This window comes from Pseudomonas sp. ICMP 460 (assembly GCF_002723595.1).
GTDB classification, from domain to species: Bacteria; Pseudomonadota; Gammaproteobacteria; order Pseudomonadales; family Pseudomonadaceae; genus Aquipseudomonas; species Aquipseudomonas kitaguniensis.
The window spans coordinates 12,879-35,815 of the sequence record NZ_LKBR01000029.1; the positions used below are offsets into that span (position 1 = coordinate 12,879).

Consider the following 22,937-nt stretch of genomic DNA (forward strand, 5'->3'; position numbering starts at 1 on the left):
AAAGCCAGCACTCAATCTACCTGCACACCGCACAACCCCTGTGGGAGCGGGACAAGCCCCCTCCCACATTTGCCCTGCAGTGTTAAAAGCCAGCACTCAATCTACCTGCACACCGCACAACCCCTGTGGGAGCGGGCTTGCTCGCGATAGCGGTGGTTCAGTCAATACAAGTGTCAACTGGCGCACCGCCATCGGGAGCAAGCCCCCTCCCACATTTGACCTGCAGCGTTCAAGGCCAGCACTCAATCTACCTGCACACCGCACAACCCCTGTGGGAGCGGGCTTGCTCGCGATAGCGGTGGTTCAGTCAATACAAGTGTCAACTGGCGCACCGCCATCGGGAGCAAGCCCCCTCTAACAGGTTTACAGGTAAACTCCCCTTCTTTTCATCTTCTCCACGGAGTTCGCCTTGCGTCTGTTTCACACCTCCGACTGGCACCTTGGCCAAAACCTGCATGGCCAGGAACGCGACTTCGAACACGCCTGTTTCCTCGAATGGCTGCTCGGCCAGCTGAAAGCCCAGCGCCCGGATGTATTGCTGATCGCCGGCGATATTTTCGACACGGTCAACCCGCCGCTCAAGGCCCAGGAGCGCCTGTACGATTTCATCATCAGCGCCCACGAACAAAACCCGAAACTCACGATTGTGATGATCGCCGGCAACCACGATTCCGGCTCGCGCATCGAATTGCCCGCGCCGTTGATGCGCCGCCTGCGCACCCATGCGCTGGGCCGGGTACTGTGGCTGGATGACGGCCAACTGGATGCCGAACGCTTGCTGATCCCGCTGCCCGACGCCAAAGGCAAGGTCGCCGCGTGGTGCCTGGCGCTGCCGTTTTTGCGCCCGGCAGAAGTCACCGGCGCGCACTTGGGCGATGATTACCTGCGCGGCATTGGCCAGGTGCATGAATGGCTGATCGCCGCTGCGAATGCCAAACGCAAAAAAGGCCAGCCGTTGATTGCCATCAGCCACGCGCACATGGCGGGCGGTTCGGTGTCGGAAGATTCCGAGCGCAGCCTGATCATCGGCAATGCCGAGGCGCTGCCAGCCAAGCTGTTCGATGCGAGTATCGGCTATGTCGCCCTCGGCCATTTGCACAAGCCGCAACGGGTGAATGGCGAGGAACGCATTCGCTACAGCGGCTCCCCCCCTCCCCCCTCNGCTGTCGTTTTCCGAAATCGGCTACAAACACCAGATTCTCGATGTGACGTTCGAGGGCGAAAAACTGCTCAGCGTCGAGCCGCGCCTGATCCCGCGCTCGGTCAACCTGCAACGCCTTGAGGCCGCACCGCTGGCGGATATTCTTAAACAACTGGGCGACTTGCCCGACATCGACTTGCTCGCCGACACCCAGCGCCAGCCGTGGCTGGAAGTGCGCGTGCGCCTTGACGAGCCGCAGCCAGACCTGCGCCAGCAAGTCGAAACCGCCCTGCAAGGCAAAGCCGTGCGCCTGGTGCGCATCGCCGCCGAATATGCCGGCAAACGCGGCAGCGACGCCACGGATGAGGAGCGCCTGATCGAACTCGACCAGCTCACGCCGCAGGAGCTGTTCAGCCGCGCCTGGCAAGACAGCTACGGCAGTGAAGTTGATGAACAGACCTTGAAGGATTTCGCCGTGCTGCTCCAGGAAGTGCAACAGGGAGCTGAACAGCCATGAAAATTCTCGCCATCCGCCTGAAAAACCTCGCCTCGCTGGCGGGGCCGTTTGACATCGACTTTACCGCCGAACCCTTGGCCAGCGCCGGGTTGTTCGCGATTACCGGGCCGACCGGCGCGGGTAAAAGTACCCTGCTAGATGCGCTGTGCTTGGCGCTGTTTGGCGCGGTGCCGCGCTTGGGTGATACCGGCCAGGCGAAAATGCCGGATGCCGACAGCGATATTTCCATCGGCGACCCACGCACCTTGATACGGCGCGGCACGGGCGGCGGTTACGCCGAGGTCGATTTTGTCGGTGTCAGCGGCCGCCGCTACCGTGCGCGCTGGGAAGCCAACCGCGCGCGCGACAAGGCCAGCGGCAAATTACAGAACAGCCGGCAAAGCCTGATCGACCTCGACAGCGACCAACTGCTGGCCAGCCAGAAAACCGAATACAAAACCCAGTTGGAACTGGCGCTGGGCCTGAATTTCGAGCAGTTCACGCGTGCGGTGTTGTTGGCGCAAAGCGAGTTCAGCGCGTTCCTCAAGGCCAACGACAACGAGCGCAGCGAGCTGCTCGAAAAGCTCACTGACACCGCGCTTTACACCCAGCTGGGGCGCCGCGCCTTCGACAAGGCCAAAGACGCCAAAGACGCGCACAAACACCTGCAAGACCAGGCCACCGGCGTGGTGCCGTTGGCGCCCGAAGCGCGCGCCGAACTTGATCAACAGCTGGCCGAAGCCCAGCAACAGCTCAAGACCCAGCAGGCGCAGCTCAAGCAGTTGGAGCTTCAGCACACCTGGCTCAAGGAACTGCGCGAATGGCAGGAACGCCAGCAGAACGCGATGGAGCAACTGCAACAGGCCCAACAGCATTGGGACGGCCAGGGCGCGCAACGTCAGGACTTGAGCCTTCTGGAGCAACTGGCGCCGCAACGCCATCAGTTTGCACGGCAGGCTGAACTCGGCACGTTACTGACGCCGCTCGCCGCACACATTCAGCAACACATCGAGCAGCAAACCGCCCTGCATGCCCGTCAGGAGCAGGCGCAACAACAGCAAGCCGAAGCCCAGGCGGCACTCGCCGACGCGCTGAAAAACCAGGCCGACGCCCTGCCATTGCTGCGTCAAGCGTTTGAAGAACAAAGCACCCTCGCCCACCTGACCAAAGACCTGGCCAAACGCAGCGACGACCAACAGCAGCAACACACCGCTTGCAGCGAAGGCCAGGTGTTGCTGCAAGCCTTGCAGGAAAAACACCGCCAGGTCGCCGAGCGCTTGCAACGCCTGGCCGCCGAACTGGAACGCAGCGCCGCCCTCGCGCCGCTGAGTGATGCCTGGAGCGCCTACCGCGACCGCCTGCAACAGCTGATGCTGATCGGCAACCGCTTGAACAAGGGCCAGGCTGAACTGCCGCAGCTTGAACAGCGCGCGACCACCGCCGCCGAAAAATTTGCTGAGCAACGCGATGCGTTGGACCTGTTGTATCAGGAAGCCGGTGCCGAACCGCACGCTGTCGCCGAGCAGATCCAGTTACTTGCGAGCCTGTTGCAAGACAATCGCAAACAACAGCGCGCTTTCGAAGACTTGACGCGTTTGTGGGACAGCCAGCAGCAGCTTGATCAGCAGGCCGCCAGCCTCACGCAAAAACTTGCGGAGGCGCAACAGCAACGCGAGCAACTGAACCAAACCGGCCTGCAAACCAAGGCCGAACTCAGCGTGGCCGAACACACCCTGACGGTGACCCGGCAATTGCTCGAACGCCAGCGCCTGGCCCGCAGCGCCAGCGTCGAGGAATTGCGCGAACAGTTGCAGGATGAACAGCCATGCCCGGTGTGCGGCAGCCATGAGCATCCGTATCACCAGCCCGAAGCCTTGCTGCAAAGCCTCGGTCGCCATGACGAAAATGAAGCGGCCAGCGCACAGAAAGCCGTGGACACGCTCAAGGAAAAACTCACCGAGCTGCGCGGCGAAGTGGGTGGGCTGATTGCCCAGCAAAAGGAATTTTTGCAGCAGCAAGAGCAACTGGCGACGCAACAACAAGGCCTGACGCCGAGCCTGGAGGCACACCCGCTGTCGGCCTCGCTGTTCAATCAGGACGCCGCCAAGCGCAGCGCCTGGCTGGCCCAGCAACTGGCCCAACTGACACAAAGCATCACTGCGGACGAACAACGCCAGGGCGCCCTGCTCAACCTGCAACAAAATGCCGGGCGTTTGCAGCAACAACTGCAAGCCGCGCAGGACGCCAGCCAAAAAGCCCGGCAATTGCTGGTGGACCAACAGCGCGAGCTGTCCAACGACCGCGAGCGGCTTGACGAAGAACTCACTGCGTTTGCCAGCCTGTTACCCGCTGAAACCCTGGAAGGCTTACGCCGCGAACCGGCGGCAACCTTCATGCAGTTGGACCAGCAGGTGAGCCAGCGCCTGGAACAACTGGGCCATCAGCGCGACGAAGTGGCCGAACAGCAAGAGCGCCAGCAGGCCATCGAGAAACAACAGACCCATCAGCAACATCGCCAGCAGCAGTTGGACGCGCTGCAGCAACAGGTCAGCGAATTGGCCAGCCAACAACACGCCGCCGAGGAAAAACTCGGCGCCTTGTTGGGTGATCACGCGAGTGCCGAGCAGTGGCAACAGCAACTCGAAAACGCGGTGCTGCAGTCACGCCAAAGCGAGGCCGACGCCAACCAACAGTTGCAAGACCTGCGCAACACCCTGACCCAATTGGCTGCCGACCTCAAAGCACAGCAAGAGCGCCAGCACGCACTGGCCGCCGAGCAGCAAAGCCTCGACGCGCGCCTGGCCGAGTGGCGCGCGCAGCACGGCGAACTCGATGACAACGGGCTGACGCGCTTGTTGGCCGTTAGCGACAGCGGCGTCAGCGAATTGCGTCAACAGCTGCAACACAGCGAAAAAGCCGTTGAACAAGCCAAGGTGTTGCTGCAAGAACGCGAGCAACGCCTCGCCGAGCATCAGGCATTGCACAACGGCAACCTGGAAGCCGAAGCGCTCGACAGCACACTGGCCGCACTCAACCAGCAACTCACCGACGGCGAGAAACACTGCGCCGAATTGCGCGCGCGCCAGGCCGAAGACCAACGCCGGCAGGACGCCAACCACGCGTTGGCCGAACAGATCAGCAAGGCGTATGAAGAGTGGCAGCGCTGGGCACGCCTGAATGCGCTGATCGGCTCGGCCACCGGCGACACCTTCCGCAAGATCGCCCAGGCCTACAACCTCGACCTGCTGGTGCACCACGCCAACGTGCAGTTGCGCCAACTGGTGCGTCGCTACCGCCTCAAACGCGGCGGCAGCATGCTCGGGTTGTTGGTGATGGACACGGAAATGGGCGATGAATTGCGCTCGGTGCACTCGTTGTCGGGTGGCGAAACGTTCCTGGTGTCGCTGGCACTCGCCTTGGGCCTCGCGTCGATGGCGTCGAGCACGTTGAAGATCGAGTCGCTGTTTATCGATGAGGGCTTTGGCAGCCTCGACCCCGAATCGCTGCAACTGGCGATGGACGCGCTGGATGGTTTGCAGGCGCAGGGCCGCAAAGTCGCGGTGATCTCTCACGTGCAGGAAATGCACGAGCGCATCCCGGTGCAGATCCAGGTTAAACGCCAGGGCAACGGGCTGAGTACTGTGGAGGTCAAGTGAGCGAAACGCTGCTGTATTCGTTTCGCCGCTGCCCTTACGCGATGCGAGCGCGGCTAGCGTTGCGCTACAGCGGCGTGCCGGTGCGCATCATTGAGGTGAGCCTCAAGGCCAAGCCGGCCGACATGCTTGCGCTGTCGCCCAAAGGCACGGTGCCGGTGTTGAGCGTGGGCGGCTTGGTGATTGATGAGAGTTTGCAGATCATGCAATGGGCGCTGGCGCAGCACGACCCTGAGGATTGGTGGCTGCAAGGCGACCCGGCAGTGCTGGCGCTGATTGCCGAGAACGACCAGGCGTTCAAACATCATTTGGATCGATACAAGTACGCCGAGCGCTACCCCGAGCAGCCGATGGAAAATTATCGGGCCGGGGGCGAGGTGTTTTTGCACAAGCTGGAGGGGTTATTGGCCGGACGGGAATACTTGCTGGCCGAGCATTTGAGTTTGGCCGATGTGGCCCTGGCGCCGTTTGTGCGGCAGTTCGCGCATGTTGATCGGGCGTGGTTTGCAGCCACGCCGTATCACCGTCTGCACGCGTGGCTACAGCGCTTTCTGGAGTCGCCGCTGTTCATCGCCATCATGGCAAAACCCTGAATCAATCGTCCCCACGCTCTGCGTGGTAACGCCGCCCTGGACGCTCTGGGTCACGCAATGCTCAATGCCTTAGCAAGGTGACGCGGAGCGTCACGGGATGCATTACCACCCAGAGCGTGGGAACGATCAAGCCACACACAGTTGAACTGTCGACCGGCTTACGCTCAGTGCTGGGTTTTGTGGTCGAGGGCGGCGTAGAAATTCGCGCTTTGTTGCAGGTATTTCTGGGTGTAGGCGCTGGTGCTGGATTTTTTACCGATAACGTCAACGCTGGCGGCGGCCGGCAAGGCCACGGTGGCGGACACTGCGGAAGCGGCGATGATCGAGAAGAGATTGAAGTTCATGGCGGTGACCCTTGTGTTCGTTTGGTTGGGTGGCCGGGGAAGGCCTTGGAACCCAACTTACGCCCGAGGGCTGCACCTTAGAAATGCATTGAAACATTAGCCGCTATTAATAGAATTAATACAACGAGTCAGGCCCCGCAATGCGGGGCCTGTGGCTTATTGACGGAGCAGAAACTTGAGGTCGCTGGGCGCATCGATCGGCAATTTCTGCACGGTTTTACCCAGCAGGCCGGTGTTCGGGTCACGTTCGACCACCACAATTTCGTTGCTTTTCTGGTTGGCGATCAGCAAAAACTTGCCGCTCGGGTCCAGGCTGAACTCGCGTGGGTGGTCGCCTTCTACGGTGCGGCGCTGCAGTTCCGTGAGGTGCGCGGTGGCCGGGTCGATGCTGAACACCAGCATCTGATTGGCGGTGCCACGGTTGCTCACGTAAAGGAACTTACCGTCGCTTGAAGCGTGCAACGCGGCGCCAGCCTTGTCGGACACGGGTTGCCCGGCAGCAAAGTCGACCAGTTGGGTTTGCGTCAGCTTGCCGTCGTTGTAATCAAACACCGCGACCTGCGCGCTCATCTCGGTGGTCAGCCAGGCGTGCTTGCCGTCAGCGCTGAACAGCAAGTGACGCGGGCCGCTGCCACCCGGCAACTGCACCGAAGCCGGGTCGGCCGGGGTGAGTGGCTGCTCGTGATGGGCGTTGGGGTTGTAACGGTAGGCGAACAGCTTGTCTGCGCCCAGGTCCTGCACAAATACATACTTGCCGTCCGGCGACGACACCACCGAATGCACATGGTTGGAGGCTTGGCGTTCCGGGTTCACGCGGCTGGCCGGGTGCGCGCTCATTTGCACCGGCGCCGACAATTTGCCCGTGGCGGCGACCGGCAGAATCGCCAGGCTGCCGCCCGGATCTTCGAGTACCGAATAGTTGGCGACGAACAGGTAACGCCCGTCAGCGGCGAGGCTGGAGTGCGTCGGCTCGTTGCCCAGGCTTTGCACCTGGTTGATCAGGGTCAGTTGATGATTGTTCGGGCTGATGCTGTAACTGCTGATACGCCCAACCGGGTCGTGCTGGCCGGGGCCGTTTTCGTTGACCACAAACAGGTGTTTCTGGTCTTTGGAGAGCGTCAGCCAAGACGGGTTTTCAGCTTTGGCGGCGAGCACCGGTTTACCGTTGAACTGGCCGGTGCGGCTGTCGAATTGCAGGCGGTAGATGCCTTCGCTGGTGCCGGCGGTGTAGCTGCCCACTAACAGCTCAAAGGTCTGTGCCGGTGCGGCGTGCACCGACATCGCACCCACACTGCCCGCCATCAGCAGGGGCCAGAATTTACGCATCATCATCTGCTTCTTCCTCATCGTTATTATTGCCGGTGACGCCGTTCATGCACACCAGGCGATGCTCGCCCGAGTCACCCGTCAGGGTCCAGCTTTGCAAAGTTTGATCAAAGATCGCCGCGCGAACCTGCTCCAGGCTGAAACTCCAGCGTTTCTCGGCGCGACCGTCCATGCAAATGATCAGCAGTGTGTGTTCATCCAGGCTGAAATCGAAGGTGTGCAGCCCGTCGATTTCGACCATCTGGCAGTCTTTAAAAGCGTCGAGCAAGGTAGCAGTGTCGGCAGTCATAACCATCAATCATCAAGAGGAAAGACCGCATGATAGGGCAAATTGTTGCATCGACCCAAGGCCGCGCCATGCAAAACGCCGTGGCACAGGCCACGGCGTTTCGGCAACCCCTTTGGATCAGTGGGCGAACAGCGAATTGCCCTTCTGCCCCGCCAGCTTCTCGGGCTTGATCAGGAACCGCGCCAGCGCCGGCAGCAGCCACAGCGCGCCGAACATGTTCCACAGCAGCATAAAGGTCAGCATCAGGCCCATGTCGGCCTGAAACTTGATGGCCGAGAATATCCACGTGCACACGCCAATGGCCAGGCACAGGCCGGTGAACAGCACCGCTTTACCGGTGGACTTGAGCGTCTGGTAGTACGCCTCTTGCAGCGGCAAACCGGCGCGCAGGAAGCTTTCCAGGCGGCTGTAGATATAGATGCCGTAGTCCACGCCAATGCCCACGCCCAGCGCCACCACCGGCAAGGTCGCCACCTTGACGCCAATGCCCATGAACGCCATCAGCGCGTTGCCCAGCACCGAGGTCAGCACCAGCGGCAGCACGATGCACAGGGTCGCCGCCCAGGAACGGAAGGTGATCATGCACATGGTCGCCACACACAGGTACACCAGAATCAGGATGATCAGCTCCGACTCTTTGATCACCTCGTTGGTGGCCGCTTCGATCCCGGCATTACCGGCGGCGAGGATAAATTCCAGGCCGTCCTTGTTGTTGTCCTTGGCGAATTCCTGCACCGCATGCACCGCACGGTCGAGGGTTTCGGCCTTGTGGTCGTTGAGGAACACCAGCACCGGCGCCAGTGAGCAATTGTTGTTGTACAGGCCATCGGCTCGCGCGATGGAGTTGTTCAAAACGTCGGGGTTGCGCGACAGGGTTTCCCATTTCAGGTTGCCTTCGTTCATGCCCTTGATCATCTGCTTGGACACCGTCACCAACGAGATTGCCGATTGCACGCCCTCGGTGTTCTGCATCTTCCACATCAACTGGTCGATGGGCGCCATGGCTTCATAACGCGAGCAGCCTTCGGCCTTGGTTTTGACCATCACCACCAGCACGTCAGAGCTGGTGGAGTAGTTGCTGATGATGAAGTTGTTGTCTTTGTTGTAGCGCGAGTCCGGGCGCAGCTCCGGTGCGCCTTGGTCGAGGTCGCCGATTTTGAGGTTTTGGCTGTACCAGAGGCCACCGCCGAAGGCGACCAGCGCCAGCGCGATGGAGACAGGCGCGACTTTGCGGCTGGCAAAATTCGACAGCAGGCGCCAGAACGCGTGTTCACGGTTTGCGTCTTTTTTGCTCCTGGCGATGGCGCGCTTGCTGATGCCGACATAGGAAATCGCCACCGGCAGCAAGATCAGGTTGGTAAACACGATGACCGCCACGCCGATGGACGCGCCGATGGCCAGCTCGCGGATCACGCCGATGTCGATGATCAGCAGCGTGATAAACCCAACGGCGTCAGCCAGAATCGCGATCATGCCGGGCAGGAACAGTTGCCGGAAGGTACGCCGCGCAGCGGTCAGTGCGTTGTCTGCCTCGCTGGATTGCAGGGCGATACCGTTGATCTTCTGCACGCCGTGGGAAATACCAATGGCGAAAATCAGGAACGGCACCAGCATCGAATAGGGGTCGAGCCCGAAACCGAAGAAGTGCATCAAGCCGAGTTGCCAGACCACCGCCACCAGCGTCGTGCTCAACACCGCGATGGTGCTGCGCAGGCAGTTGGTGAACCACAGCAACAGCACCAGCGTGATGACGAAGGCTACGCCGAAGAACAGCACCACCATCACCAGGCCGTCGATCAGGTCGCCGACCTTCTTGGCAAAACCGACGATGTGAATCTTGACGTTGGGGTTCTGCGCTTCGAACTTGTCGCGGATCTTGTCTTCGAGTTCATGCGAGAACTTGCGATAGTCCAGGGCCAGCAATTTGCCCTGATCCTGCGGGTCCGGGTAAGACTCCAGCAGCGGAATGTCGACGATGCTCGACTTGAAGTCGTTGGCCACCAGGCGCCCGACCTGGCCGGACTTGAGCACGTTGTTGCGCAGTTGGTCGAGGCTTTGCGGCGAGCCGTTGTAGCTTTGCGGGATCACCTCACCGCCGGCAAACCCTTCTTCGGTGACTTCGGTCCAGCGCACGCTGGGACTCCACAGCGACTTGAGGCCCGAACGGTCGACGCCGGAAATGTAGAACACCTCGTCGTTGATCTGGCGCAGGGTCTCCATGTACGCCTGGCTGAAAATGTCACCGTCCTTGGCCTCCACCGAGATACGCACCGTGTTGCCCAAATTCGCCAGGTCGTTACGGTGCTCCATCATCTTTTCGATGAAGGGGTGCTTGAGCGGGATCATTTTTTCAAAGCTGGTGGACGGGCGAATCAAGGTCGCCTGCCAGAACAGAAAAACGCTCACCAGCAGGCAGATGACGATCACGGCCGGGCGATTGTTGAAAATCAGGCGCTCAAGAAAGGTCGCTTTATCGTTGTGATGACTGCTCATGCTTGCTCCGCCTTCTTATTGTTTTGTCGGTTCGGCGCCGGTCGGCATGGCGACACGAACACCGCCCTGCCCGACCAGAATCAAGTTGCCATTGCCTGCCGCCGTCACAGCCGAAAGCGAAATACGGTCAGGGCGATTGAACACGCTGAAGGTTTGGCCATCGTCGTGGCTGACCACCACGCTGCCGCCGTTACCCACCACCACAATCGAACCGTCATCGAGCAAGGTCGCCCCCGACAAACCGAATTCCAGGGCGCCACGCGTCGCGGCCAATTCAACTCGCTCCCAGGTGTTGCCGAAATCCGTGGAGCGGTAAAGGTTGCCGCGCAAGCCATAGGCCAACAGGGTCTGCGGTTGCGCGGTGCTGATCACGCCGAACAGCGAGCCCTCGTACGGCCCTTCGAGTTTTTCCCAGGTCTGGCCGTCGTCGCTGGAGCGAAACATGCTGCCCTGCTCACCGACGATAAACAGGCCGGCGTCTTTGATCTGGGCGATGGCGTTGAGATGGAACTGGTCTTCGTTGTCGAGGCGGTCGCTGACGTCCGTCCAGGTTCTGCCGCCATCGGTGGTTTCGATCAGCGCACCGTAGGCGCCTACCGCCAAGCCGTGGCTGGCGTTGTTGAACCAGATGTCGAGCAACGGCGCTTCGCGCTTGAGGTCTTGGTATTGCTGGGCCCAGGTGGCGCCGCCATCGGTGCTGGCAAGGATTTGCGCATCGTGACCGACCGCCCAGCCCTGCTTGTCGTCGACGAAAAATACCGCCGTGAGCAGTTGGCGGGTGGGGACTTTGGCTTGCGACCAGCGACTGCCCTGGTCATCGGAATAGAGGATGTGCCCGCGATCACCAACGGCCACCAGGCGCTTGCCGGCGTGGGTCACGTCGATCATCAGGCCTTTGGCGGCCTTGGTGGATTCAATCGCAAACGCCGGCTGTGCGGCAGTATCGCTGGCCGCGTGGGCCACGCTCGGCAACGCAATTGCCGCAAACAGCGAGAGCGCTGCGGCCAGCAACGCAACCTTGCGTGCGGCGCGTGGGGGGCGAATAACCCAACCCATGGCGGGCTCACTCATAGACCTTTCTCCCGATTTATTATTGTTAGGTGGTCTTGCCTTCCCGCGCCCTGAAACCTGCAATCTAGAGCGCCTGACGGAAGCAAGGGCCATCCTATCGGGCTTTCGAATCGTCTGACAATCGGCGCTACGTTATCTTTTGTTAACTGGCGGCTTTTGGCCACGTGCTGAATATAGCGCCATCAACCGCATTGATCTTTGCAGCGCTGCACGTGAGGAGGCATCCGGTGACGCTACGGGTCACCATGGGGCAAGACTTCAGCTTTGCCTAGACAGCGGAACGCGGAGCGTTCTTGGCGGCGTTACCACGCAGAGCGTGGGAACGATCACCGATCGGCAAAAATGAATTTTTATTCCATCTATTGAATTATGAGAATTTTTATTCCATTAATAGCCTTCCTGAAAACAATAATTCAAAGGACGACGGCTATGCGTGAACTCGGAATCGGCCTGATCGGCACAGGCTTCATGGGGCGCGCCCACGCGTTGGCGTTCAACAATGCGCGGGCGGTATTCGACCTGCCGGTGCAGCTGAAACTGGCGGCATTGGCCGATGCCGACACCGAGCGCGCGCAACGCTGTGCCAAGGCGTGGGGCTTTGCGCACGCGCATGGCGACTGGCAGGCGTTGATCAACGACAGCACGGTGGATGTCGTCGCCATCACCACGCCCAACCATCTGCACTACCCCATGGCCATGGCGGCGATTGCGGCGGGCAAGGCGGTGTATTGCGAGAAACCGCTGGCCGTGAGCCTGCAACAGGCCGACGCCATGCGCCGCGCCGCCAGTGCGGTCGGGGTGGTCACGCGGGTCGGCTACAACTATCAGCACAACCCGATGATCAGCTTGGCGCGGCAGATAATTGCGAATGGCGAGCTGGGCGACCTCATCAGCTTTCAGGGTGAGTTCAGCGAAGACTTTATGGCCGACCCGGCGTCGCCGTGGTCGTGGCGCTGCGAAGTGGAACATGCCGGTGGCGCGTTGGCGGATTTGGGCAGCCACTTGCTGTCGATGGCGCGCTATTTGGTCGGCGATGTGCACAGCGTGTGCGCCGACACCCAGACCGTGCACGCCCAACGCCCTGCCACGGCGGGCAGCCAAACAACCCGCGCGATTGCCGTGGATGATCAGGTGCATGCTCTACTGCGATTTGCCAATGGCGCGCGCGGTACGGTGAGCAGCAGTTGGCTCAAGCATGGCTACAAGAACCACCTGAGTTTTGAGATCAGCGGCACTAAAGGCACGCTGGCGTTCGATCAGGAACGCTTGAATGAGCTGCGTGTTTGCCGCTCTGGCCAGGACGGTTTCCAGCGTGTGTTGGCAGGCCCCGCCCTGCCCGGCTATGCAGCATTCAGCCCGGCGGCCGGGCACCAACTGGGTTACAACGAGCTGAAGACCCTGGAAGTCCACGAGTTGATCATGGCGCTGGCCGGGCAAGGTGCGCAGGGCACCGACTTTGAGGGTGCGTGGGCGGTCGAGCAACTGGCAACCGCGATTCGCCTGGCCGCGCGTGAAGCGCGTTGGGTCACGGTTGGCGAGGTGTAACGGGGCGCAGCGCCGCCGTGAGCGTTGAGCACCCCTGTCGACGGCCGGCAGTTTCTGGCATCCTGCGCGCCCCTTTCCCTACCGGGCCTGTATTTTGTCTGACGCTCAAACCCCTCGCCCCCGTTATACATCCGACCTGATCTACGGCCTGGAAGACCGCCCGCACTTCACTGCGGCGATTTTTGCGGCCCTGCAACACGTACTCGCCAGCTTCGTCGGCATCATCACGCCCACCTTGATCGTGGGCGGTGTGCTCGGCCTGGAAAGCGAAGTGCCGTACCTGGTGAGCATGGCGCTGTTTGTGTCGGGCCTCGGCACGTTTGTGCAGGCACGCACCTTCGGCCCGGTCGGTTCGGGGCTGCTGTGCCTGCAGGGCACCAGCTTTTCGTTTATCAGCGTGATCCTCAGTGCCGGTTTTATGGTCAAGGCGCGTGGCGGTGGCACGGATGAAATCCTTTCGACGATCTTCGGCGTGTGCTTTTTTGCAGCGTTTGTCGAGGTGCTGCTCAGCCAGTTCATCGGCAAGCTGCGCAAGCTGATCACCCCGGTGGTCACCGGCACGATTATCACCTTGATGGGCTTGTCGCTGATCAAAGTGGCGGTCACTGACATGGCCGGTGGCTTTGGTGCCAGCGACTTGGGTGCGGCGAGCAATATGGGGCTGGCGGCACTGGTGCTGCTGACCATCGTGGTACTCAACCGCTTCAGCAATCCGTTCCTGCGCCTGGGTTCGATCGTGATCGGCCTGAGCGTGGGTTTTGCCGTGGCCTGGTGGATGGGCCGCGTCGACATGGCGGCGCTGCCTCACGTGCCGTTGATCAGCGTGCCGGTGCCGTTCAAATATGGTTTTTCGTTCGACTGGGTGGCGTTTATCCCGGTGGCGGTGATCTTTCTGGTTTCGCCGCTGGAGGCTGCGGGTGACTTGACCGCCAACTCGATGATTTCGCAACAGCCGGTCAAAGGCCCGCTGTATATCAAGCGCATCAAGTCGGGCTTGCTCGCCGACGGCCTCAATTCGGTGATGGCGGCGACCTTCAACAGCCTGCCGATGGTGACCTTCGCCCAGAACAATGGCGTGATCCAGTTGACCGGCGTGGCCAGCCGTTACGTGGCGTACTTTATCGCCGGCCTGCTGGTGCTGCTGGGGCTGTTCCCGATGATCGGCGCGGTGCTGCAATTGATGCCCAAGCCGGTGCTCGGCGGCGCCACCCTGATCATGTTCGGCACCGTGGCGGTGGCGGGCATCAAGATCCTCGCCGAAGCCGGGCTGCACCGGCGCAACGTGCTGATCGTGGCGATCTCGCTGGGCATGGGCCTCGGCGTTGCCGCCGTGCCGGAAGTGCTGCGCGATCTGCCCAAGGCGCTGCATAACATCTTTGAGTCGCCGATCACCGTGGGTGCGTTCTGTGCAATCCTGTTGAACATTTTCCTGCCGGAGGAGTTCATAGCGCTGCAGGAAGATGAATTTGATCCGGAGTCTTCGACCCTTAAGGTCATGCAGGACCCGGACGTCACACACTAGGAGCGCCTTTTTATGCGCAAGCTCATGGTTCTATCGTTACTGCTGCTGACCTTGAGCGCCTGCGCGCTGTTCCCCAGCCGCGACCCGGTGAACATTACGGTAGTGGGCATCGAGCCGCTGCAAAGCCAGGACATGGAAGTGCGTTTCGCCGTGAAGTTGCGGGTGCAAAACCCCAATGAAACGGCGATCGACTACAGCGGCGTGGCGCTGGACCTGGACGTCAATGGCCGGCCGCTGGCGTCGGGGGTAAGTGATCAAACGGGTTCTATCCCACGCTTTTCCGAGACCGTGCTGACGGTGCCGGTGAGTGTTTCGGCGTTTTCGGTGTTGCGTCAGACGCTGGGCATTAGCCAGACGCAAAGCTTGAACAACCTGCCGTATGTGCTGCGCGGCAAGCTCGCCGGTGGGCTGTTCGGCACGATGCGTTTTGTCGAGCGTGGCACGCTTGATCTGCCAAACACCGCCACTTGGTGACCAAGGAAAGTACAACATGGGTGTGCTGCCTACCCTTTACACACCTCGTCTGATTTTGCGCCCGCTGGTGTTGGATGATGCCGACGCCATCCAGCAGCAGTTTGCGCATTGGGCGGTGGTACGTTACCTCAACGTTCAGGTGCCTTGGCCCTACCCGGCTGACGGCGCGCGTACCTATCTTGAGCACAGCGCCTTGCCGGCGATGGATCGAGGCGAAGAATGGCACTGGTCGATCCGCCTCAACAGCGCGCCTGAGCAATTGATCGGCAGTGTTAGCCTGATAGACCAGCCGGACAACAATCGTGGCTTCTGGCTAGGCCCGCAGTGGCAAGGCCACGGGTTGATGACCGAAGCCAGCGCAGCGGTGACTGAATACTGGTTTGAGGTGCTTAAGCGCCCGTTGATGCGCGTGCCCAAGGCCGCGCCTAACTTGGGGTCGCGGCGAATTTCCGAGCGCGCGGGGATGCGGCTGATCAGGACCGATGAAGACCGGTTTGTCGAAGGCATCTTGCCGCGGGAGATTTGGGAGATGACTCGTGAGGAGTGGTTGCGCTTTAGATCCTTCGAGCGCTGAAGAGGGCTTGCTGGCGATGCAGGCGTACCGGTACATCAGGCATGCCCTCACTCCCTAATATCTGCGTTCGGCCATCGTGGCTTAACGGGGCGCTTCCAGATCAAAATCACGATCAAAAGCCAGATCAACATCACAAGCCGAACTCGGTCAACTGTGGGAGCGGGCTTGCTCGCGATTGCGGTGTATCAGTTGAAAAATATTTATATGACACACCGTAATCGCGAGCAAGCCCGCTCCCACAGAAGGCAAATCTGCTGTGTATGTAAAACCCGCTGACGCGCAGCGGCGTGCTTTATTTAGCCGCGGCCATCAGCTTGTTGACTTCGCTGCGCACCATGTTAGAGAACTCCGGCGGTGACATTCCGTCAAGCTCGGCACGCACCCATTCAGCCCACTTGCCCTTGCGCTTGGCACGCTCGCCGAACAAGCGCGCGGCTTCGCCCTTGGCCTTGCCCAGGTTGCTTTGCCACAGGTCATAGAGGCGCGACTTTTCATCTTCCAGCTCGGCACGTTCGGCGAGGGTCTTGTTGGCCAGATTGAAGCTCATGTTGAATTACCTGCTGCACAAATAGGTGCCATCTTACACTGTAGGTCGAAATTTCCTGATTCGGATTTTACCCGGTAGCGCGCCTGAGCAAAAAAACTGCAACTTTTGACGCAGCCCGATACTCCATTGTTCACTGTCACTTTCACTCGCAAGGAGTCACACAATGGCCCGCAAAACTGCCGCCCAAGCTGTCGAAGAGCAAATCAAGGATCAAGCGTTCAGTGAGCTGACGGCATTGATCGAAGAATCGGACAAGCTGCTCAAAAGCAGCGCTTCGCTGGTAGGCGAAGAAGGCGAAACCTTGCGCGAGCAGGTCGCCATCAAGCTCAAGCAAGCCCTGGACTCGGTGTCCAGCGTGCGTGAGCGCAGCAAGCCAGTGGTTGATGCCACTGAAACCTATATCGGTGGCCACCCGTGGCAGACCGTGGCCATCTCCGCAGGCTTTGGCCTGGTGGTTGGGCTGTTGCTGGGTCGCCGCAACTGAGCCATTGGGCCGCGCCCCGCGCGCGGCCCAATTTAGCTGATGGCCAGTGCCTGCAATTGCTGAAGATCGTTCGCGTCCACCTCAATGCCTGTTTGCAGCGACTTCGCCCGCGTGCGATGCCGCCGATCCCCCGGTAACCTTCTCAACCCCACCGCATGCATCTGCCGCACCAGCTCCTGGCTGCGCTCGGCAAAGTGTTGCCCGGCGGTTTTGCTCGGGTCGATCACGATGATTAACTGCCCGGTCCACGGCGTGCGCGCGCCCGGATGGTCGGCCCAATTGAACTCAAACGAGAAGTTGCCACCGGTCAATGCTGCGGCCAGCAACTCGACCATCATCGACAGCGCCGAGCCCTTGTGCCCGCCAAATGGCAACAGCGCACCGCCTTCAAGAATCGCTTTGGGGTCTTGGGTCGGCTGGCCCAGGCTATCGACGCCCATGCCGGGCGGCAGGCGCTCACCCTTGCGCGCGGCGATCTGCACGTCGCCATGCGCGATGGCGCTGGTGGCCAAGTCAAACACAATCGGCGGCCCGTCTGCGCGGGGTGCGGCAAACGCGATGGGGTTGGTGCCAAACAGCGGGCGATCGGCGCCATGCGGCACCACGCAGGTCATGCTGTTGACCACACTCAGCGCCACCAACCCTTGTTCGGCGAAGGGTTCGACATCCGGCCACAGCGCGGCAAAATGATGTGAATTGTGAATCGCCAACAGCGCGATGCCGGCACTGCGCGCCTTTTCCACCAGCAGTGAGCGCGCGGCTGCCAGCGCCGGTTGAGCGAAACCATTGCAAGCGTCCACGCGTACGAAACCGCTCGCCACGTCAGTCACCACCGGCGTGGCTTTGCCGTCGACCCAGCCGCTGGCCAGGGTGCTGAGGTAGCCAGGGATTCGGAAGATACCGTGGCTATGCGCACCATCGCGTTCGGCGCTGGCACAGTTATGCGCCAGGATGGCCGCCACGTCTGGCGAGGTGCCGTGCGCGACGAAAACCTGTTGAAGCAATTGCACAAGCTGGTTGAAGCCGATTGACGTGCAAACTGCGTTAGCTGTCGGAGACTGCGCAGACATTTGAAGCTCCGTTTTTATGATTGGCAGGGGCAACGAATGAACATTCAGGCAGTTGATTAAACACCACGCAACGCACCTGCTGTCAACGTGTGCCGGGGCTGATTATCTACCGCCGCCTGCGCCTGACGCGTACTTAACCTGTGGTTTCCTACGCACGATGGAAACACACCATGCTACGCGCCACCCCGCCGTATTTTTTTGACGAATTCCTGCTGCCCATCAGCCGCAAAACCCCGAGCGCGCGCGAACGTGCGCTGGGGCTCACCGTCAAGGATCTTGATTGGCTGCATAACTTGTATTACGCCAGTGACGCTGCGCGCCAGGACACCCAACTGCTGGGCTATCCGATGCGTGTCGAAAAGCTGCTGATCAACGTCGCGGGGCACGCACCCATCCCCATCGCCGGCGCCTTTTTGATCAGCCCGACCCCGGACGCCGGCAAGGCGCTTTTCTACACGCCCTACGGCGGCATTCAGGTCAGCGATAATCATGCCGCGCTGCTGGTGGCGGTCCGCGAGCAACTGGCGGATGCGGTGCAGCGCCAGGACTTGCTGAAATTCGTGTCGATTGCCCAGCGCAACGCCTTGCCGCTGGGCACCTCGATAGCGTTGACCACCGCCACCGTCGAAGGCGCCGTCATGGAAGACCAGGAGCAGACACTTCGGGTGTGCCAGCAAGCCAACGTACAGGCGACGCTTGAGCAATTGCAACACACCCCCACGCTGCCCGGCATGCTCGACACGCTGCTCGGCATCATGGCGCGCGTTAACTTCCCGGGCCTGGACCAACGCCACACGAAGGTGAACTGTTTTATCCGAAATACGGAGGATGGCAGTCGACGCTGGGTCGATTCACTGCCATTAAGCGAGGCGCTCTTACAGTTCTATGTGAACCATGCCTGGCCGAAAGAACAAACCCGCGAGTTTGCCAACCCAAAGCATGTCACCACCGCCTTCACCCCGGCGCAGCGCGAACACGACCATCAGCAGTGGCAAACGCTGGTCGAAAAGAGTGCCAACATTCTCTCAAAACTGCTGGAGAGTCTGCTGCAGACTTACTGGAACGAGGACATCGACAACGGCACCTCACGCCTGGAACTGTTCGCGCAGGTGATGGCTGAAAAGTTTCGCGTTGATGTGCTGCTCAAGCGCCAGGGGCAAATCATCAGTGCCGACGAAAGCCATATGCTGCAGGCACTGTTCCTGCCTGACCAGACCGCACGCAGCGCCTACGCGAAAAAACTGAGCGTGGAAAAAGTGCGCATCCACGCCCCGTATCAACATTACGTGGAACTGGCCAGCACGCTGATGATCAGCGAGCGCCGCGCGTACCTTTACACGCAATCTCGGGGGTTGCAGGTGCTCAAAGACCTGGATGATCTGAAAGATTGTCTGCTGAGCCTGCTCAAGGCCGCAGGGCACGAGGATGAGCTGCTCAACTTTCTGTCACTGGATGAGCGCAATGTGTTTATTGGCCTGGACCAGATAAACATCGCTGCGCGACCGATCACCCACAGCGTTTTTACCGGCGTAGTGGAAGACATAGCGCGCAAGCAGATCGACAACATGCACCATGCGCTGGCGCTATACCGGCGCAGCGATGGTCAGGTAGACCTGGCGCCTCTGCTCGATTACGCGCTGGACATACGCACAATGCTCGATGACCGCCTGGCGCCGTTGGAGACTGCCGGGCGCTGGACGGTGCACCCTGTCACCCGTGGCAATGGCCGCCCTTCAACGGTCAAGGCCGAACGCGCCAAGCTGCAGCTTCAGCGCCTGGAGGCAGCGCAGGCGGCACTGGCGGTTGACCGTGAAAACCACCCGACATTGCGCAGCATGGTCACCCTTGTGCTGAACACGCAATTGCAACTGCAGCAACAGGACCTCAACGCCGATGAGGTGTACATCAACACCTATGCCACGACTGCCGAAGAGCGTGAAGAGCGCCCGCCGGTGGCGTCCCTGAGCATGGTTGAGCACTTTATCGAGCGCCTGAGCCTTGAAACCCCTGCGCTGAACGACTCATCCCGAACCTGGCTTTATCGCCCGCGCAGCCAGGGCGTCGCTCAGAAACTGCACAGCATGACGCTGAAAACCTTCAACACGGTGATCAATCAAGTATTGCTGGTGTTCGCCAAGCACTCGATGCGCGACCTTACGCGCTTGTTCCTTGGCAACACTCGCGAAAAACATACCCACGCGATGCTCCTTGGGTTACGCAGCGAGGCACAACTGAGGTTGCTGAATAAAACCATGACGCCGCGCAGCGAGGAAACCGTCGACACCGTGCTCAGGCCCGACAGCCTGCTGCGCTTGACCCGGCACGGCCTCAACGGGTTTCTTCCGGACGCCTACGCATTGACCCTGAACACCGGCACGCCGCCTGTGGCTCAGAGCCTTGCCAACCTGTTTGTGCTGACTGAACGCGGCGGTATCGACCCTCAGCGTTCCGGCCTGGCCATACTCTGGACACCCCGGCGCGGGCATGAGGTGTTCAGCTCGATTCAAACCTTGCACGAGGAAGTCACACAGCGCCTTGAACATCCGGTCAAACGCTTGAGCCTGCTGGAAAACCTGCCCAACGCGATGCCTGCGCCGCATCAGGTCTATCAATTGGGCCAACTGCAACGCATTGACGACAACGTGCTGGATAATCGTCTGCAGACCTACAACGACTATGTGATGAGCGGTGTTGACCACTTGCTGGCCATGGGTTTAGGCGCTCGCGCGCTGCAAGACCGCCTCGACCGCGTGATCGAGCAACCGGCGCCGACCAACCTTGCCAGGGCTATTCCGCTGGCCAGCACCCTGATCAACCAGCAGGCCCTGCCAGTGTGGTTGGGCATGGCGCCTGCCGCAGACCAACTGCATCAGGCAGAACTTCTGGAGCAATACCATAACAACGCGCCTGAGCAAGAAGATTACCTGAAGGGCATCACGCCCCTGCGCACGCACACGTTCAGCGCACTGCAGGCGCTGTTGGAGGCACGCTTTCCCGGCCTGGCACTGGACCCGGATAACATTCTGATCCCCGTTCACCAAGCCCTCGACATCCATGACTACAGCCTGACCGATTTTGCCTTGCGGCACTGGCCTAACCTGGACGCCGAAAATATCCGGCCTCGCTCACGCAGCGCCACGCCCCTGCCGAACACATTGAACGCAAGTGCGGTGATTCAAATAGTCCGGCAGTTGGACCTGAAAGCCGCCTACCAGAAACGCTTGAACAGCCTGCTGGATGTGAGTACGCCGGCAGGGCGTGAACGGCGCCGGCTGTTTTGCCGACAATTGCCCTGGCAAACCTTGCAGTACGCCCACGAGTTGGCGCTGCAGGAACAGTTGTCCGCGCAGGCGCTGAGCTGGGTCCAACAGGTTTTCGATATGCCCGACGCCTTGGCGCGCGCGACGCTGGCCGGAGCAACGGCACTGATTCGCCCGCTGGAGTTGGTGGCGACCGAAGGCGCCACACCCGTCAAGGTGGCGGGCATGTTTTTGATCGGGGCTGAAACTGCAGCCTCGGCACCTTTGGTGCTGTACGCGCCCTACAGCGATAACCATGTACTTAAGGAATACGCGGACGCGCACGCACTGCTGGATGAAATAGATCGCCCGGGGCACCTTCAGGACTGGGTCATCATGCACCTGGCAAACCCTCAACAGGCGGTGTATCGGGACTTGCTGAAAAGCGACCATTATCGCCCCTCCGAGATCAGCCTGGCCTCGACGCCGGTCAACGGCCACCTGCTTCACTACCTGTTCGAGGACACCCGGCAAATCCTGCTCAAGATGCTTGCCTGCCAATTCGAAAAAGGCGCCAAGCTGCTGTGGGACCGGGCCGTCAGCCTGTTGGGTGACGGCATTCCCACGGCGGTGCATTTTATGGCCGGAAAACTCGCGTACCCACTGGTGGTATGGCGCAGCTACACGCTGTTCAAGCGCTCGGCCGAAGCGCTGCAAGTGCACCACTGGAAGGCTGCATTACGCGATTTTATTTTGGGCATGGCTGAAATGGCCTCGCTGCGCAGTGAACTTGAGGGTACGGCGCAGTCGCCACCCACGGAAAAAGAGATTCCGCTGGGCGAACTGTCAGACGACACGCTGCCGACGGCGACAACGCTGGCGACCCTGAACATCACCGCCTCTTCACGTACTCGGCTACAGCCATTCGAGGCGCACGGTATCGCGCTCGAAGACCTTGAGCAGCGTACCGCAGTCTCTGTGTATAAAGACCAGGCGACCTTGAAATACTACGTGCCGTTGGCAGGCAAGGTGTATTCGGTTGAGAAAACCGCAGACACCTGGCGCCTGGCCAACGACGAATATGCGGGGCCTTGTGTGGGCTGTAATGCACACGGCAAATGGGTGTTGGACCTTAACCTGCACAACCCGCGCTTCGGCAAAGTGCTGTCACGCATCAGGACGCGAACCGGCGAACGCGAGGCGATTAACATCCAGGCCACGGGCATCCGGGCAATCGCCGCCCTGTCCAGCTGGAAAGCTCAGGTCATCACGGAAGCCTTGAACGTGGCTACTTATTACACCGTCAACTGCAAACGCAACATCGCTCACTTTTCAACGCTGCGCGATCCCAACAGCCGCTTGGGCATTTTTTTAGGCGAAATGTTTGGGGTGACCAGCCTGACCCCTGATCAGCTCAGCAGAATCGAACGGATCGTCGATGGCATACTTGACGCGTTAAGCGACCCCACCTTGACCGGCCCGAATTCCAAACGTTTTGTCAGTGGCACCAGCCGGCTGAATACACAATTGAGCTACGCCTTCACGCTGCCGGATGACAGAGGGAAAACTCTGTACTTGCTGGATCGATTCTTTGATCCATGCCTGGATGAGTACCAGAATCGCTTGAACTCACCCTTCGACGTCTCCGCGCATGCGAGAGCTGCGGTGCTTATACATGAATTGACGCATCTAAAGTTCAACACCGAAGACATCGCCTACCTGGACAGCATGCGACCTTTCTCTGACCTGGTTAACACCACCCGGCCCGGCGCGTTGGCGCTCAAAACAGACATGGACGACCTGAGCACGACGGCGCTGTCCACGCTCACACCGGCGACGATGCTGTTCAAGACGTGGAACACTGTTTCTGCGGCATGGGAAGACTACGGGCTCGCCACTTCAACCCAAGAGATTGGCCGCTCGGTGCTGCACGCCACCGGCGCCCTGGACCTTAACGATGCTCGAAAGATTTTCATGAGCAACGCCGACAAACGCATTGACACCATCTTGACCAATGCCGACTCGGTGACGTTTCTGATTACTCACTTGGGCCGTCAGTTGGATTCGGGGGCCTGA

The 22,937-nt window shown here is 60.4% G+C and carries 15 protein-coding genes and 1 pseudogene; 9 read left to right on the plus strand and 7 right to left on the minus strand.

Annotation, left to right across the window (positions count from 1 at the left end; genetic code table 11):
- The first annotated feature begins 409 nt into the window (after positions 1-409).
- The 3 genes and pseudogenes from AO240_RS19030 (at position 410) to AO240_RS19040 (ending at position 5,883) form a co-directional block, all read left to right on the plus strand.
- Positions 410-1,658, plus strand: a pseudogene (locus AO240_RS19030) (exonuclease SbcCD subunit D C-terminal domain-containing protein).
- Entirely contained in the window at positions 1,655-5,293 is a 3,639-nt protein-coding gene (locus AO240_RS19035; protein ID WP_099238312.1) for an AAA family ATPase, read from the plus strand. The pseudogene AO240_RS19030 and the gene AO240_RS19035 overlap by 4 nt, the downstream one beginning before the upstream one ends.
- On the plus strand, positions 5,290-5,883 hold the full coding sequence (locus AO240_RS19040; RefSeq protein ID WP_099238314.1) for a glutathione S-transferase: 594 nt from the start codon (positions 5,290-5,292) through the stop codon (positions 5,881-5,883). The genes AO240_RS19035 and AO240_RS19040 overlap by 4 nt, the downstream gene beginning before the upstream one ends.
- 164 nt (positions 5,884-6,047) lie before the next feature.
- Here the strand turns inward: AO240_RS19040 and AO240_RS19045 are convergent, their stop codons facing one another.
- The 5 genes from AO240_RS19045 to AO240_RS19065 form a co-directional block, all read right to left on the minus strand.
- Entirely contained in the window at positions 6,048-6,227 is a 180-nt protein-coding gene (locus tag AO240_RS19045; protein WP_099238316.1) for a hypothetical protein, read from the minus strand.
- Between the two features lie 156 nt (positions 6,228-6,383).
- On the minus strand, positions 6,384-7,559 hold the full coding sequence (locus tag AO240_RS19050; RefSeq protein ID WP_099238318.1) for a lactonase family protein: 1,176 nt from the start codon (positions 7,557-7,559) through the stop codon (positions 6,384-6,386).
- Positions 7,546-7,842 carry a DUF5629 family protein gene (locus tag AO240_RS19055; RefSeq protein WP_099238320.1) on the minus strand — a complete coding sequence of 99 codons (297 nt, stop codon included), beginning with the start codon at positions 7,840-7,842 and terminating at the stop codon, positions 7,546-7,548. The genes AO240_RS19050 and AO240_RS19055 overlap by 14 nt, the downstream gene beginning before the upstream one ends.
- Before the next feature lie 117 nt (positions 7,843-7,959).
- Complete coding sequence (locus tag AO240_RS19060) at positions 7,960-10,335, minus strand: RND family transporter (RefSeq protein ID WP_099238322.1); 2,376 nt, start codon at positions 10,333-10,335, stop codon at positions 7,960-7,962.
- 15 nt (positions 10,336-10,350) lie between these two features.
- Positions 10,351-11,391, minus strand: a complete 1,041-nt coding sequence (locus tag AO240_RS19065; protein WP_099238370.1) for a YCF48-related protein — start codon at positions 11,389-11,391, stop codon at positions 10,351-10,353.
- Between the two features lie 444 nt (positions 11,392-11,835).
- Between AO240_RS19065 and AO240_RS19070 the strand changes: the two genes are divergently transcribed.
- From AO240_RS19070 to AO240_RS19085, 4 genes are all read left to right on the plus strand, one after another.
- The gene (locus tag AO240_RS19070) at positions 11,836-12,951 is read left to right on the plus strand and encodes a Gfo/Idh/MocA family protein (protein ID WP_099238324.1); all 1,116 of its coding nucleotides are present in this window, start codon (positions 11,836-11,838) and stop codon (positions 12,949-12,951) included.
- A 94-nt stretch (positions 12,952-13,045) separates the two neighbouring features.
- Positions 13,046-14,473: a nucleobase:cation symporter-2 family protein gene (locus AO240_RS19075; RefSeq protein ID WP_099238326.1), complete on the plus strand. Its 1,428-nt coding sequence runs from the start codon at positions 13,046-13,048 to the stop codon at positions 14,471-14,473.
- Between the two features lie 12 nt (positions 14,474-14,485).
- Positions 14,486-14,947, plus strand: a complete 462-nt coding sequence (locus AO240_RS19080) for an LEA type 2 family protein (RefSeq protein WP_099238328.1) — start codon at positions 14,486-14,488, stop codon at positions 14,945-14,947.
- Positions 14,948-14,963: 16 nt separating this feature from the next.
- On the plus strand, positions 14,964-15,521 hold the full coding sequence (locus AO240_RS19085) for a GNAT family N-acetyltransferase (protein WP_099238330.1): 558 nt from the start codon (positions 14,964-14,966) through the stop codon (positions 15,519-15,521).
- Between the two features lie 292 nt (positions 15,522-15,813).
- On the opposite strand, the gene AO240_RS19090 is transcribed toward AO240_RS19085, so the two are convergent.
- A complete protein-coding gene (locus AO240_RS19090; RefSeq protein ID WP_017848398.1) occupies positions 15,814-16,068 on the minus strand; it encodes a hypothetical protein in 255 nt (84 codons plus the stop codon).
- 163 nt (positions 16,069-16,231) lie between these two features.
- Here AO240_RS19090 and AO240_RS19095 point away from each other — a divergent pair, with 163 nt between their 5' ends.
- Positions 16,232-16,552, plus strand: coding sequence for a YqjD family protein (locus tag AO240_RS19095; protein WP_032875861.1), 321 nt, complete (start codon positions 16,232-16,234; stop codon positions 16,550-16,552).
- A 32-nt stretch (positions 16,553-16,584) separates the two neighbouring features.
- Here the strand turns inward: AO240_RS19095 and AO240_RS19100 are convergent, their stop codons facing one another.
- Positions 16,585-17,622: an Ldh family oxidoreductase gene (locus AO240_RS19100; protein ID WP_099238332.1), complete on the minus strand. Its 1,038-nt coding sequence runs from the start codon at positions 17,620-17,622 to the stop codon at positions 16,585-16,587.
- Positions 17,623-17,792: 170 nt separating this feature from the next.
- Here AO240_RS19100 and AO240_RS19105 point away from each other — a divergent pair, with 170 nt between their 5' ends.
- Entirely contained in the window at positions 17,793-22,937 is a 5,145-nt protein-coding gene (locus AO240_RS19105) for a dermonecrotic toxin domain-containing protein (RefSeq protein ID WP_099238334.1), read from the plus strand.

Coding starts and splice junctions, on each gene's coding strand:
- AO240_RS19035 (WP_099238312.1), top strand. CDS start 1,655: ATGAAAATTCTCGCCATCCGCCTGAAAAACCTCGCCTCGCTGGCGGGG.
- AO240_RS19045 (WP_099238316.1), bottom strand. CDS start 6,227: ATGAACTTCAATCTCTTCTCGATCATCGCCGCTTCCGCAGTGTCCGCC.
- AO240_RS19050 (WP_099238318.1), bottom strand. CDS start 7,559: ATGATGATGCGTAAATTCTGGCCCCTGCTGATGGCGGGCAGTGTGGGT.
- AO240_RS19055 (WP_099238320.1), bottom strand. CDS start 7,842: ATGACTGCCGACACTGCTACCTTGCTCGACGCTTTTAAAGACTGCCAG.
- AO240_RS19060 (WP_099238322.1), bottom strand. CDS start 10,335: ATGAGCAGTCATCACAACGATAAAGCGACCTTTCTTGAGCGCCTGATT.
- AO240_RS19065 (WP_099238370.1), bottom strand. CDS start 11,391: ATGGGTTGGGTTATTCGCCCCCCACGCGCCGCACGCAAGGTTGCGTTG.
- AO240_RS19070 (WP_099238324.1), top strand. CDS start 11,836: ATGCGTGAACTCGGAATCGGCCTGATCGGCACAGGCTTCATGGGGCGC.
- AO240_RS19080 (WP_099238328.1), top strand. CDS start 14,486: ATGCGCAAGCTCATGGTTCTATCGTTACTGCTGCTGACCTTGAGCGCC.
- AO240_RS19085 (WP_099238330.1), top strand. CDS start 14,964: ATGGGTGTGCTGCCTACCCTTTACACACCTCGTCTGATTTTGCGCCCG.
- AO240_RS19090 (WP_017848398.1), bottom strand. CDS start 16,068: ATGAGCTTCAATCTGGCCAACAAGACCCTCGCCGAACGTGCCGAGCTG.
- AO240_RS19095 (WP_032875861.1), top strand. CDS start 16,232: ATGGCCCGCAAAACTGCCGCCCAAGCTGTCGAAGAGCAAATCAAGGAT.
- AO240_RS19100 (WP_099238332.1), bottom strand. CDS start 17,622: ATGTCTGCGCAGTCTCCGACAGCTAACGCAGTTTGCACGTCAATCGGC.
- AO240_RS19105 (WP_099238334.1), top strand. CDS start 17,793: ATGCTACGCGCCACCCCGCCGTATTTTTTTGACGAATTCCTGCTGCCC.